The sequence below is a fragment of the Scytonema millei VB511283 genome, from assembly GCF_000817735.3.
Taxonomy (GTDB): Bacteria; Cyanobacteriota; Cyanobacteriia; order Cyanobacteriales; family Chroococcidiopsidaceae; genus Chroococcidiopsis; species Chroococcidiopsis millei_B.
Window position 1 is genome coordinate 603,503 of sequence record NZ_JTJC03000003.1, and the last position, 12,381, is coordinate 615,883.

General features: G+C 46.8%; 15 protein-coding genes. 2 read left to right on the top strand and 13 right to left on the bottom strand.

What is annotated here, in order from left to right:
• Positions 1–125: 125 nt before the first annotated feature.
• Positions 126–1,034: a phytanoyl-CoA dioxygenase family protein gene (locus tag QH73_RS14575; RefSeq protein WP_039713219.1), complete on the top strand. Its 909-nt coding sequence runs from the start codon at positions 126–128 to the stop codon at positions 1,032–1,034.
• A 25-nt stretch (positions 1,035–1,059) separates the two neighbouring features.
• Here the strand turns inward: QH73_RS14575 and QH73_RS14580 are convergent, their stop codons facing one another.
• On the bottom strand, positions 1,060–2,166 hold the full coding sequence (locus tag QH73_RS14580) for a hypothetical protein (RefSeq protein ID WP_052289900.1): 1,107 nt from the start codon (positions 2,164–2,166) through the stop codon (positions 1,060–1,062).
• A gap of 350 nt (positions 2,167–2,516) precedes the next feature.
• On the opposite strand from QH73_RS14580, the gene QH73_RS14585 reads away from it, so the two are divergent.
• Complete coding sequence (locus QH73_RS14585) at positions 2,517–4,106, top strand: glycoside hydrolase family 57 protein (protein ID WP_039713217.1); 1,590 nt, start codon at positions 2,517–2,519, stop codon at positions 4,104–4,106.
• A gap of 87 nt (positions 4,107–4,193) precedes the next feature.
• Here the strand turns inward: QH73_RS14585 and QH73_RS14590 are convergent, their stop codons facing one another.
• The 12 genes from QH73_RS14590 to QH73_RS14640 all read right to left on the bottom strand — a co-directional run bounded on the left by QH73_RS14590 (position 4,194) and on the right by QH73_RS14640 (position 12,344).
• On the bottom strand, positions 4,194–4,421 hold the full coding sequence (locus QH73_RS14590) for a photosystem II protein, Psb35-related (protein WP_039713216.1): 228 nt from the start codon (positions 4,419–4,421) through the stop codon (positions 4,194–4,196).
• Between the two features lie 175 nt (positions 4,422–4,596).
• Positions 4,597–5,364, bottom strand: a complete 768-nt coding sequence (locus tag QH73_RS14595; protein ID WP_039713215.1) for a hypothetical protein — start codon at positions 5,362–5,364, stop codon at positions 4,597–4,599.
• 323 nt (positions 5,365–5,687) lie between these two features.
• On the bottom strand, positions 5,688–5,822 hold the full coding sequence (locus QH73_RS28830) for a hypothetical protein (RefSeq protein ID WP_286194116.1): 135 nt from the start codon (positions 5,820–5,822) through the stop codon (positions 5,688–5,690).
• Positions 5,819–6,283 carry a riboflavin biosynthesis intermediates N-glycosidase gene (gene ybiA / locus QH73_RS14600; protein ID WP_039713214.1) on the bottom strand — a complete coding sequence of 155 codons (465 nt, stop codon included), beginning with the start codon at positions 6,281–6,283 and terminating at the stop codon, positions 5,819–5,821. Before ybiA ends, QH73_RS28830 begins: the two co-directional genes overlap by 4 nt.
• A 74-nt stretch (positions 6,284–6,357) precedes the next feature.
• Positions 6,358–6,570 (bottom strand): hypothetical protein, encoded by a 213-nt coding sequence (locus QH73_RS14605; protein WP_132867046.1) that lies wholly within the window; start codon positions 6,568–6,570, stop codon positions 6,358–6,360.
• Positions 6,557–7,477, bottom strand: a complete 921-nt coding sequence (locus QH73_RS14610) for a LysR family transcriptional regulator (protein ID WP_039713213.1) — start codon at positions 7,475–7,477, stop codon at positions 6,557–6,559. The genes QH73_RS14605 and QH73_RS14610 overlap by 14 nt, the downstream gene beginning before the upstream one ends.
• A gap of 278 nt (positions 7,478–7,755) precedes the next feature.
• The gene (ccmO, locus tag QH73_RS14615) at positions 7,756–8,544 is read right to left on the bottom strand and encodes a beta-carboxysome assembly protein CcmO (protein WP_015153087.1); all 789 of its coding nucleotides are present in this window, start codon (positions 8,542–8,544) and stop codon (positions 7,756–7,758) included.
• A 180-nt stretch (positions 8,545–8,724) separates the two neighbouring features.
• Positions 8,725–9,354: a beta-carboxysome scaffolding protein CcmN gene (gene ccmN / locus QH73_RS14620; protein ID WP_039713212.1), complete on the bottom strand. Its 630-nt coding sequence runs from the start codon at positions 9,352–9,354 to the stop codon at positions 8,725–8,727.
• 188 nt (positions 9,355–9,542) lie between these two features.
• The gene (gene ccmM, locus QH73_RS14625) at positions 9,543–11,243 is read right to left on the bottom strand and encodes a beta-carboxysome scaffolding protein CcmM (RefSeq protein ID WP_039713211.1); all 1,701 of its coding nucleotides are present in this window, start codon (positions 11,241–11,243) and stop codon (positions 9,543–9,545) included.
• A 55-nt stretch (positions 11,244–11,298) separates the two neighbouring features.
• Complete coding sequence (ccmL, locus tag QH73_RS14630; RefSeq protein ID WP_039713210.1) at positions 11,299–11,613, bottom strand: beta-carboxysome shell vertex protein CcmL; 315 nt, start codon at positions 11,611–11,613, stop codon at positions 11,299–11,301.
• 6 nt (positions 11,614–11,619) lie between these two features.
• The gene (locus tag QH73_RS14635) at positions 11,620–11,961 is read right to left on the bottom strand and encodes a carbon dioxide-concentrating mechanism protein CcmK (protein WP_015153091.1); all 342 of its coding nucleotides are present in this window, start codon (positions 11,959–11,961) and stop codon (positions 11,620–11,622) included.
• Between the two features lie 74 nt (positions 11,962–12,035).
• Positions 12,036–12,344, bottom strand: coding sequence for a carbon dioxide-concentrating mechanism protein CcmK (locus QH73_RS14640; protein ID WP_015153092.1), 309 nt, complete (start codon positions 12,342–12,344; stop codon positions 12,036–12,038).
• Positions 12,345–12,381: the final 37 nt, after the last annotated feature.

Consider the following 12,381-nt stretch of genomic DNA (forward strand, 5'->3'; position numbering starts at 1 on the left):
AATTTCATTTGGTTGTGTTGCGTCACTTCTAAGCTATATCAGATCGCTCAGACGTATTAGCAACAGGCAATCGCATTCTCGTGCCATGCAGTTATCAGAAGATCGTAGGGAATTCACGAAAATAGATGATTTCACTAATTAATTCTCAAAAACTATGGCTGAAGTTGCAACGGAGGTTTTTACAATACTTTGCAATCTCGCTCAAGCAGCCGCAGTGGCTGCTGATGTTTGCATTTAGCCGCATTCAGATTATTCGTTTTTTGGTGTTGCACTTAACTAAAAAACCGATAAAAATGAATTTTCTTAAAGAAAATTCTGTTTTTACCGATCTTGACTCAGATCGGGTGGTTAAAGCTTTAAAAAGCGATGGTTTGCATTTGGGGATTACGATCCCACCGCATCTACTCAAAGAGATTCTAGATTTTGCCAGAACAGCGACTTACTACGGAAATGGGGACTTACAATTTCCGTTCTCGCTGGCGAATCGAAGGGTGCAAGAACTGAAATCTGGCAAAAATTTTAGGATCGGCTATAACTTTAAGCCTGCATCTCAATGTATGGCAATTAGGAAGTTAGCAGAAGATCGGAAGCTATGGGAGATTGCAGCAAAATATTTTGGCAGTCAGCCAATGCTTGCTTGCACCCAGCTGTGGTGGACTTTTGTTAACGATGCACCCGCTGAGGGACGCGCTCAAGGTTTTTATCAGTTTCACTACGATCTCGAAGATTACGCCTGTGTAAAATTCATGTTCTATCTCACAGATGTCGATTCATTGGGTGGTCCGCACGTTTGTGTGAAAGGTAGTCATAGAAACAAAAAGCTGAGTCACCAGTTATCGCTACTGAGAGAAAGAGAAGATAGTGAAATCAAAGAATATTACGGTGACAAAAATATCGCGACTATTTGCGATCGCGCCGGGGTTGGTTTCGCCGAAGACCCCTCCTGCTTTCACAAAGGAATTCTGCCCCAAAGAAGCGATCGCCTGATTCTGGAGTTTAAATTTACTCTCAATAACTACGGTATAATTTTGTAGCAATATTGGGCATTGCCCACCATATTTAGGGAGACTCAAGCTTCGATTCAATCTGCTCTAAGTTCAGGTTAAACTTAGTCGCGATCGCCTGAATGACTCGGTCTTCTTCTGGTGTTGTGCGTCCGTCCAATCGAGCGATCCGGCAACACTGAGCCAATAAGGGAATCGCAAAGTCGCGGTTGAGCTGGTTTAGAAGCACCTCTAAAGGTTGGGGTGACTGAATGTTTCTAGAGATTGCCTCTAAGGAAGAAGGACTGAGACTTAATTGCTTTAACTGTGGTTGGATCTCCGACCAAGTTTTTTCTGGGTTGCTGGCGAGAATCATGTGGACTAAAATTCGATCCATGACCGCTTCTTGAGCGATCGCCGTTTCCAGATACTTTTTGCTTTGCTGTTCGAGTTGAGCAATTCCTGTTTTGGAGTTGAGGGTTTCTGGCGACTTCAATTTGGCTTCATAGAAGCGACACGCAGCATATCCCAACGAGTAAAGCATGGCAGCGTTAGAACTCGCGCCAATAAATGCTCCGGCGAAGGGGACGTTACGCAGGACTCCTAAACCTGCCAGCCGCAGCAATCGGCTGCCACCTAGTCCCAAGCCAAAAATGGTTAATACCTCTCCTTTACGGCTAGGGTCTTTTAAACTGAGTCCGTAGGCAGCGGCAATTTGATGTACCATCTCTGCTTGCAGTTGGGTGGTGGCAGCTAAATCGACCGCTAAAAGCGCCAATGCTACCCCTGGTAAGAAACTAGTAGCAAGTCCTATACCCCCAGCGCGGGTGGCTTTTTCCACCATAATTCGGTGAGCGATTTGTTCGGGGGACTCTTCGGGATGCTCTTGCTGGAGTTTTTTGACGGCTGCTTCTGCTTTGGCTAAATCTACGCTGTCCGTTGCCCCAATCAACCAATTCAGGTTGAGGAAACGACTAATCCGTCGCACGAACCAGTTATTCCCTACCCACTCGATCGCCTCTCCAGCTTTTGTGGTAGCTGGGGAGAGCCAATCGTGGACTTGTTGTAGAGCGACTTCTGGCAGTTGGACGATCGCCCCTACTGCTTGACCTAATGTTTCAGAAAAGGACGAGAATCCACTAGCCGCTTTTTCCCTGGAAGCTGAGACTGGCTGCGCCTCCATTACCTGATTGTTTTGAGAAGGCGTGACTTGCACTTTAACTTCTTCAACTGAGGCTGGCGATCGAGCTGGCTGTCGCGAATTATCGTCCATTGTTCACCACTGTTGAGACGAACTTTACCTGTTGTGGTTGTAACGAAAAAGCGATTGGCTTGCTATCCCCCCCAAGGTGTAAGATTCTATGGTCTCAGCTAAGGGATCGATCCTTACCCAGAAATTTTAGATTTTCTTATCATCTCGCTCTTTTGCTACGCTTCCGATCCCGCTTTCGGCATAAAATTTGTTAAAACGGCTTGACTTTCCCTGGTTCCTTCATTGCGATACCCGTTCACTTAACATTTCTAAATCTGATTATGGCTATTGGCTATGTCGCTCTTGTCCTCCACGCTCACCTACCCTTCGTGCGCCACCCAGAAAGTGACTACGTTCTGGAGGAAGAATGGCTTTATGAAGCGATCGCGGAAACCTACGTCCCTTTACTGCTGGTATTTGAAGGATTAAAACGAGACGGAATCGACTTTAAGATTACGATGAGTATGACACCCCCTTTGGTGTCAATGCTGCGCGATCCTCTACTCCAAGAACGGTTTGATGCTCATTTAGCTAAGCTGGAAGAGTTAGTGGAGCTAGAAGCGGAACGTAACGCTCACAACGGTCACATTCGCTATCTTGCCGAACATTACGTCAATGAGTTCAATCAAATTCGCCAATACTGGGAACGCTTCAACGGCGATTTAGTTACGGCATTTAAGCAATTTCAAGACAGTAATAACTTAGAAATCATCACCTGTGGCGCGACTCACGGCTACTTACCGTTGATGAAGATGTATCCCCAGGCAGTCTGGGCGCAGATTCAAGTCGCTTGCGAACACTACGAGCAAACTTTCGGACGACCCCCTAAAGGAATTTGGCTACCTGAGTGCGCCTACTTCGAGGGGTTAGAGCGGATGTTAGCCGATGCTGGCTTGCGCTACTTCCTCACTGATGGGCATGGAATTCTTTACGCCCGCCCTCGTCCCCGTTTTGGTTCCTACGCACCCATATTTACCGAGACTGGAGTGGCTGCTTTCGGTCGCGACCACGAATCATCCCAACAAGTTTGGTCTTCAGAAGTCGGTTATCCTGGCGCATCCGAATACCGCGAGTTTTACAAAGATTTAGGTTGGGAAGCCGAGTACGAGTACATCAAGCCCTACATCATGCCCAACGGACAGCGGAAAAATACAGGGATTAAATATCATAAAATCACTGGTCGCGGTCTGGGATTGAGCGATAAGGCACTTTATGACCCCTACTGGGCGCGGGAAAAAGCAGCAGAACACGCTGGCAACTTTATGTACAACCGCGAACAGCAGGCTCGACATTTACACGGCATTATGCATCGTCCGCCGATTATTGTCTCGCCTTACGATGCGGAGTTATTCGGGCATTGGTGGTATGAAGGTCCTTGGTTTATCGATTATCTATTCCGCAAGTCTTGGTACGACCAGCAGACTTATCAAATGACGCACTTGGCGGATTATCTACGGGAAAACCCGACTCAGCAAGTGTGTCGTCCTTCGCAATCGAGTTGGGGTTACAAGGGATTTCACGAATACTGGTTGAACGAGACAAATGCTTGGATTTATCCGCATCTCCACAAAGCCGCCGAACGAATGATCGAAATTGCCTACCGCGAACCCGTTGATGAGTTGGAATGGAAGGCATTAAACCAAGCGGCGCGGGAATTATTGTTGGCGCAGTCTTCCGACTGGGCGTTTATCATGCGGACGGGAACGATGGTTCCTTATGCGGTGAGAAGGACGCGATCGCACTTGATGCGGTTTAATAAGCTCTACGAGGACATCAAAATCGGCAAAATCGATAGCGGCTGGCTGGAGAAGGTAGAACAAATGGATAATATCTTCCCCGAAATTAATTACCGCGTTTATCGTCCTTTGTAAATTACAGGTAGAGACGTAATTTACAACTAAAGACGCACAAATCTATGGTAGGGGCGCACAGCTGTGCGCCCCTACTCCGTTTACACATTAACCAGGTAAATTATTGCTCGTATAAGCATCCATTCGATAAGCAGGAGTGCGATCGCTGTAGTCTATATCAGCACCAGTAATAGATTTGGCTAACTTTTCAAAAGACTTGCTGCGCCAATTGCGATCGTGGATTGGTTTTCTTTGTTCTCCCAAAAAGTATGCTTGGGTTCCGATGACAGAAGCCGCTACCCAGCCAATTACTAATAGTGCAATTAGAATAGTCATCGCTGTTACCTCGTTTTAAGTTATGTAACTTTATGTAAATAAAAGTAACAGTTCCTTGCTAAAAGCCTCAATATGTGAAAACCGAACATCAAGTAGGGAATTCCTCCCTATGACACAGGGGCGTACATCTGTACGCCCCTAATATCCAAATCGCAATTTCGTGTAGAAAAACAAATTAGGAAAACAAACTATATCTCTGTAATTGGGTTTCAATTGTTTTGGGCAAAATTTTATTTAATTCTTTACCGTCTTTAAATTGTAGAGTTTGTAAAGATGGTAAATCGAAGGGTAATTGTCCTTCTAAATCTCGCTGCATGTGTGCGAGTAAAATTTGCTCGGAACGTTTTGTTTGGATGGCGTAGCCAATTTCTACACAAACATTAGGGCTGGGAATTAATTGATTCGTATCCTCTTTAGAAATACTTACAATTGGTGTACTATCGGCAATAAATAGTAAGCTCTTACGAATGTTAAGTAACATTTGGCGATTGAGTCGAATCGGATTCTCGTTGGAACGATACGATTCTACTAAGGATATGGGGAGGCGCGATCGCTTATTTAATGTTTCTAAGGCTTGTTGCAATCCTTCCCGCAAAATTTCGCTAGCTGCGCTATATTCTGTTTGATAAGACAAAAAAATTGTCGGGTCTTGTAAAGCCGATACCGCTTGCTTGGTAAAATAAATTTCGTGGCTGATTAAGTCAATATTAGAAATAATGTAACCGCCACTACCTTCAATATAAAACTCGACCGCTTCCCCTTCTAAATAACGTTGAAACCATGCCGATTTTTTGACTTCTTCGCTGTCATTTAAAAAATCAGCTCTCAATCCTGATTTCAACAGGCTATTCTTGCTTAGTCGCAAGTCGTGAGGACGTTTTTCTAATTCTTTGACTGGCTCGTATTTTTCTAGAAACCAAGCTTTGAGTGCAATAATTGCCATTCTCGATTCAACCGCAAAACAACAACACCCAAGCTAGCACTAGCTGAGGAATTTCCTCTCTCTTTCAAGCTTAGGTAGGGATATTCTGGACTTTACTTTACTATTATTAGTATAGCAAGAGCGAATATATTGCCCCCTATTTGCTAGTATCTGAGGAAATATCAACCTGTGAGTTGGGTGTTGGTGTTACTTGATGAGACAGATTAGAAATAAGCAGTTCTTTTTTACCTCTTAGCTCAATAGAACTTGGCTTTTGAATTTGCCAATGGAAGCTTTTTTGCTTCAATTACTAACTTATCACTGTTAGTTCTAAACGCAATATCTTAGAAAATAATCTTTACCTTTTTAGACAAAGTTAAGTTTTGAAAAGCTAATTTGGTAATAGGTAATGGATAATTGGTAGTTGCGTGGTGGCGTGGTGCGTGAGAAGAGGTTACTGATAACTGGTCACTGGTCACTGGTCACTGACTAAAGCTAGTTCCCGAATTTCTTGGCGCACGCTCATCAAGATCTTACCGAGGTAGTTCTGACCAGTGCGATCGCAACCGCAGCCCCAATAGTAATCAGTCGGCGAGTTTTCTACCAGTAATTCGTCTCCAGTTGCAATCAAAATCGATTGAATATCGGGATAGGTAAGAAACTTCTGGCGCACGGCGACGTGCATGATCTGGGTTTTGACTGTTTCCCAGTCACGGCGAACTTGAAGGGTGCGATCGCGTCCTAGTGCGGCGGCTTGCTCTGGGGTTGCCGCTGCATGAATAATAGGAATAATGGCTTCATTAGCACTACCGACAAACTTTTGTGCTTGATAATAATGCTCTACTGTTGACCAGTAAGTACCCTGGATGTCAATCGGGTGGGGTGAAAAGTTAGAGAAACACCCATAGGGTTCGCATACCTTGTAAAAGTAGATTGCCATTTGTAAAAATCGTTTTTATTTTTAAATACTTTCTTTAATCGATTATTACAGTTTCTTAGCAAACACCAAATATATTAAATCGATTTTGGCGGGTGGATATAGCGTTCCCATTGAAATGCAATACATTTATAAGGGCGCAATAATTGTAGTAGGGGCGCATAGCTGTGCGCCCCTAACGCTCTGTAATCAAAAACTGCTTTGAGATCGGCGTGATGGACAACAATACCAATAAAAAGTAAATGAGAGATGCGATCGCATCTCCACAGAGTCCCATTACACAGATCCATTTGTTTGTTCTACAATTTGCTTTGCGGCATTTAACAAATACTCATAATAAGTGCGGGCGACGACGGACATTTGCTTGCCAGCAGGATAGACCATGTACCAGTTGCGCTCGATGGGGAAATATTCCACATCTAGCACGGTTAACTCTGGATTAGCCGATTCTGGAATGATGGTATGGCGGGAGAGGACGGAAAGACCCAAACCTCCAGCGATCGCCTGCTTGATTGCCTCATTACTACCTAATTCGAGCTTGACTTTCAGTTTAATTCCCTGCTCGTCAAACAGCTTTTGTACTGCCGTGCGCGTCCCCGAACCTGGTTCGCGCAGGATAAACGGTTCTTCACTGAGCTGTTGCAGGGAAATATTTTTTTCTCCTGCTAGCGGATGATGAGCTGGCGCAAGCACGACTAAGGGGTTTTCTAAAAACGGCTGGAAACCGATATCGAGATGTTCTGGTAGCTGACTCATGATATACAAGTCGTCCAGATTCTCTTTGAGGCGATCGACAATCCCTGAATGATTCGTTACCTGTAAGGCGATATCAATCCCTGGGTAAAGCTGGCAAAATGGTCCCAACAGACGCGGTACGAAGTATTTGGCAGTGGTAATGACCGCAAGTCGCAACCTCCCCTGCTTCAAACCTTTCAAATCTGCTACCGTCATTTCAAATTGAGCGAGTTTCTCAAAAATTTCCCGACAGGTAGCAAATAATTCTCGTCCCGCCTCCGTGAGGTAGAGACGCTTACCCACTTGCTCGAATAGAGGTAGACCGACTGCCTTAGTTAGCTGCTTCACCTGCATGGAAACAGTCGGTTGGGTTAAAAACAACTCTTCTGCGGCACGGGTAAAGCTACCATTACGCGCCGCAGCTTCAAACACCTTTAATTGGTGAAGCGTTGCTTGCTTCACTGCTATTCTCCTAGCAGATTGAATTATAGATATGTACCTATAATACCTATTAAAAACAATGGCTTTTATTTATAGTGAATATGAGTTACCATTCTTTACAACTGAAAGAGCGTAAGATGACTTCCAAGCAGCGTTGCACGTCGCTATGGGGTGTAGGGAATTGATTTACTCTTCTCCTGTGAATGGTCTAGCCCACCAGCCGCAGAATTTCACCGACATTTCATCAGCGCGTGCGATGCTTTTTCTTAGTTCTTACGAGTAGCAGTCAATAGCAGCAATTACAGATCGCGAGGGATGATTTCTTCTTCTTTAAGTGGCACGGGCAAATTAGCTAAATCTGGTAATTGTACGAGTTCTTTTTCTTTTTCCTTCTCTTTGATCGCGAGTGGTAGTTGTAGAGGTTGCTGTTGCTCGATCCAGCAGCTTGCCAGTGGTAAGGTCTGTTCTAAATCGTCCAAGGGTCTAGGAATCACCATCACGGCGTTGAGTTCGCCGATCCGTTCTGCCTCGTACATTCCTGCTTCTACAGCGACAGCAACATTAGAGACGCTACCGCGAATGATGACGGTACACAACCCAGCCCCAATGCGTTCGTAAGAGGCAAGTTGCACGTCAGCAGCTTTGAGCATGGCATCGGCTGCACCTACCATCGCCGGAAATCCGCGTGTTTCTAGCAGTCCGACAGCTTGATGGCTGAGGCGGCTGTAGCCTCTTGCTGTCAATTGTTGCAGGCGCAGACCAATTGGTAATACAGCTTCTAGATTCGGCAAGGGACGGGGTATGACTAATGAGGAAACCAATTCGCCAAAGCTTTCAGCCGTTGCCGCACCTTCTCTAACGGCGAGGCGAACATCGGCAGTGCGACCGCGCACGATCGCCGTACAGTGACCGCCGCCAATCTTCTCGTATCCTACTAGGGTGACTTCAGCAGTCTTGAGCATCATGTCTGCCGTCCCGACAATCGCGGGAAAGCTGCGGGTAGATACCAAGCCTAAAGCCATTTCCTGAAAGTTTTGTACCCGATGTTCTTGCCCAGAAGTGGCGAACCCTTGATTCTGTGTCTGCATGGTAGATCTAACCGATTTTAGATTCTAGATTTTAGATTTTAAATGAGGATTTGTCGGTGCGTACCGCGACAACGCAAGTCAGAATAATTCTAAAATCGTCAGTCAGGGCATTTTCCTGCTTCATCCTATTTACAGATAAAGTTAATCCCATCCAATTTTCAAATCTAAAATTGCCTTGACTTAGGTTCCTTGAGATGGAGGAGTATCTGGTGGTGGCTGGTTTAATGATTGACTATGGGGAAACAACGTTGCCATCAACCGCGTGATGGAAGCTTTACCATAAACAATGCGATCGCCACTCGGTTGAGTTGATTCTAGTTGACCTTGTTCTTGTACAGCCACCTGACCGTTAGACTCAGGTGTTGCCCCAAGTGTTGCCGATGTTGATGGCGATGGCTGAGTTTCATCAGCTGGCGGTGTTGGTGCTTCAACTTCAACGGTAGAATCTGCCGTTAGGTGGCGGCTGGTGTCTCCTAATAACGAACCTGGAGGAATCACTTGTTTGGGGGCGACAGAACAATTAAAAATTGTCGTTGCCGCGCCGATACAAGCATTTGCTCCGATTGTAGCTTTTCCCACTACTAAAACCCCAGCCCCTAGATTAACTCCCGTCTCGATCTCTAAATTTCCGTCATGGGCGTGCAGCACGACTCCCATGCCGATACATACTCCCGCTGCAATAATAATTTTACTGTTTGGGTCGGCATGGAAAACTACCCCAGGAGCGATCGCTGCCGTGCGATCGATGATTACCTCGCCACTGATATGCGAATTAAAGTTACCAATTGGGTGTAGTGGCGATAAAGACATTTAAATTGAAACCTTTGAACAGGAGACAGAAGATAGGAGACAGGAGGGAGCCAGAAGGTAATTTTAACTTTTGACTTTTGACTTTTGACTTACTCCTACTCTTGATTCCTGTACGGGCGGGTTTAGCAAATATGTTTTGCAAATTAGCAAAGAATTCAGACCAAACCCGCCCCTACGATTCCCTGGTACTAGGGACGTTGAATAATCGTTTCCAGCACCCGTCGTTTTTGTTTGGAGTCAATCCCGACCAACCGGACGTATTCGCCTTCATGTTCGGCAAGACAAGCTTCCAGCGCGGCAACGACCTCGGACTCGTTTCTGCTGGTAATCGGGCTACAACTCTTCCAAGAACCAGTGCGGAAGCGGCGTTGGTCTACGTGTTCCGAGCCAATTGTATGCCCTGCTGCTATGAGGTGGCGTACTTGGTCTACAACATCGCCCCCTAGTTTAGAACTTGTTGCCCTACCTGAATTGGAACTACTGCCATTACCATATGAAGGAGTAGAGGCGTAGTTAGAATGACCTGCTGAATGACCTGCTGACTGAGAAACCACTGGTCCGTCGGGACGCTGAATGATGGTTTCTAGTACCCGCTGTCTGCGTCTGGGGTCAACGCCGATCAAGCGCACGTACTCCCCTGAAAACTCAGCGAGGCTGGCTTCCACGGCTGAGATGACTTGAGATAACTGGTTAGAGTTAATCGTGCCGCAGCTAGCCCAAGAACCGGTGCGGAAGCGACGGCGATCGACGTGTTCCGTCCCAACTTGATAGCCTTGTGCCAGCAAACCACGAATTTGCTCGACGGTCTCGGAATCGAGTTTGGAGCTGCCTGTCGAACCGCCGCCATAGCTGCTACTGCTAGCCGCACTACTGCGGTAGCTGCTGCTAGTTGGTGGTACGGTAGCTCTCGCCGCGCCGTTACTCTGGATTAAGGCTTGTCCGTTAGGTCTTTGAATAATTGTTTCTAATACTCGTTGCCTGCGTCTGGGGTCAATTCCAAACAACCGGACGTATTCGCCTTCATGTTCTGCCAAACAAGATTCTAAAGCCGCGATCGCCTCTGACTCCGAGCGAGGTTCGAGTGGCGTGCAACTCTTCCACGTTCCAGTGCGGAAACGGCGCTGGTCTACGTGTTCTGTGCCAATCTTGTATCCTTGCGACAATAGGTGTCGCACTTGCTCTACTGCTTCTGTATTCAATCGTCTACCCATAATTCCACTAGCACTCCCATTAACGCCTCTATCCCCATCCGCTTGAGGTTGTGACAGCTCGTCGCGAATGGGGGTGATGCAAGCCTTATCGTCAGCGCAAAGATAACCCGAGCGCAGCGAGTTATTGACCCCAATGACGTGACGCGCAAACTCTCGGTCTACTTGTTGCACGTCGGGTAAGCGATCGGCTTGCTGTTGGTTGGTAATTGTCGCTCCCGAAGGTACGTACTTCCCAGCCGGAATCTCTACATCTTGGATCAGGACGTGCATCATGACAATGCACCCATTACCAATCCTGGCGTTGAATACAGTGGAACGAAAGCCGATGAAGCAATCATCTCCCACGTATGCCGGTCCGTGGATCAACGCCATGTGAGTAATGGAAGTATTTTTCCCGATCCATACCGAATATTGTTTGCCATCGTCCCCGATCACGCGACCTTGTTCCAGTCCGTGAATCACTACCCCATCCTGCACGTTCGTGCCTGCACCGATATGAAAAGGAGTGCCTTCATCGGCGCGAATTGAGGTTCCTGGCGCGATTAGGACGTTAGAACTGATATGGACGTTCCCAATCACGTTGGAAAAGGAATGTACGTATGCAGTTTCGTCAATCTGTGGCTCTGCCAAATTTTTCGACCAGGGGGTAGGCGGGGCAGCATAGCTGCGGGCTACCATACGTTAAAATCCTCAGAAATATCCTGTTGCTATGAATTGACTTTGCCGCGATCGCCTAAGGAAAGCTCGATCGATCTTGCTCTCTTTTGCTGTACAGGTTGCGATTGTCTACGCTGACAGTATCGATAATTCCTACTACCAATGCATCTAGGGGACGCGATTGATTGCCCTCGATCTGACGGGCAGCACTGCCGCGACTAACTAAAACCCACTCATCCACACCAGCACCTATCCAATCGGCTGCTACCTCATATTCGGGTAGCAGGCGACCGTCAGCATCGATAAATTGCAACAGCAGTAGCTTGGCTCCTCGCAAACTCGGTTCTTTATGGGTACTGACGACCGTACCCCGAACTTGAGCGATTTGCATTCAGGGTTACGGTCTGTTGTAAGGACGGATACCGCTGACGCTCTCGCGGAACTGTTCTACAGCTTCTGTATAACGAATCGGCAGCACGTATTCTAGGTTTTCGTGAGGACGAGCGATGATGTGGGTAGACAAGACCTGTCCGCCATTCACGCGCTTGACGGAATCTATACCAGCGGATACCGAAGCTTGCACTTCCGAAACGTCGCCTCGTACGATCACCGTGACTCGACCGCTACCGATCTTTTCATAGCCCACCAGAGTGACGCGAGCTGCTTTTACCATCGCGTCAGCTGCTTCCACAACTGCGGGGAAGCCCAACGTTTCAATCATTCCTACTGCGATTGCCATTTTGTTTTACTCCGTAACTGAAAGTAGCGTAAGGTTATCAAACTGAAAAACTGAAAGCTGAGGATTTATTGCGGCTAAGTGCGGAACTGTTCTACAGCCTCGGTATAGCGAATTGGCAGTACGTATTCGAGGTTTTCGTGGGGACGGGCAATGATGTGGGTGGAGAGAACTTCACCACCATTGACTCGTTTAGCTGCTTCAATGCCAGCGGAAACCGAAGCTTGTACTTCTGAAACGTCGCCCCGCACGATCACCGTGACGCGAGCGCTACCAATTTTCTCGTAACCCACTAGAGTGACACGGGCAGCTTTTACCATCGCATCAGCTGCTTCAACAACTGCGGGAAAGCCCTTAGTCTCAATCATTCCAACCGCGATCGGCATTTTTACTCTTCTCCTTGATGGCGCGTAAGTAAACCTA

Coding starts and splice junctions, on each gene's coding strand:
- QH73_RS14575 (WP_039713219.1), top strand. CDS start 126: ATGATTTCACTAATTAATTCTCAAAAACTATGGCTGAAGTTGCAACGG.
- QH73_RS14580 (WP_052289900.1), bottom strand. CDS start 2,166: ATGGAGGCGCAGCCAGTCTCAGCTTCCAGGGAAAAAGCGGCTAGTGGA.
- ccmM (WP_039713211.1), bottom strand. CDS start 11,243: ATGGTAGCCCGCAGCTATGCTGCCCCGCCTACCCCCTGGTCGAAAAAT.
- ccmN (WP_039713212.1), bottom strand. CDS start 9,354: ATGTCTTTATCGCCACTACACCCAATTGGTAACTTTAATTCGCATATC.
- QH73_RS14635 (WP_015153091.1), bottom strand. CDS start 11,961: ATGGCAATCGCAGTAGGAATGATTGAAACGTTGGGCTTCCCCGCAGTT.
- QH73_RS14585 (WP_039713217.1), top strand. CDS start 2,517: ATGGCTATTGGCTATGTCGCTCTTGTCCTCCACGCTCACCTACCCTTC.
- QH73_RS14605 (WP_132867046.1), bottom strand. CDS start 6,570: ATGGATCTGTGTAATGGGACTCTGTGGAGATGCGATCGCATCTCTCAT.
- ybiA (WP_039713214.1), bottom strand. CDS start 6,283: ATGGCAATCTACTTTTACAAGGTATGCGAACCCTATGGGTGTTTCTCT.
- QH73_RS14640 (WP_015153092.1), bottom strand. CDS start 12,344: ATGCCGATCGCGGTTGGAATGATTGAGACTAAGGGCTTTCCCGCAGTT.
- QH73_RS14595 (WP_039713215.1), bottom strand. CDS start 5,364: ATGGCAATTATTGCACTCAAAGCTTGGTTTCTAGAAAAATACGAGCCA.
- ccmO (WP_015153087.1), bottom strand. CDS start 8,544: ATGCAGACACAGAATCAAGGGTTCGCCACTTCTGGGCAAGAACATCGG.
- QH73_RS14590 (WP_039713216.1), bottom strand. CDS start 4,421: ATGACTATTCTAATTGCACTATTAGTAATTGGCTGGGTAGCGGCTTCT.
- ccmL (WP_039713210.1), bottom strand. CDS start 11,613: ATGCAAATCGCTCAAGTTCGGGGTACGGTCGTCAGTACCCATAAAGAA.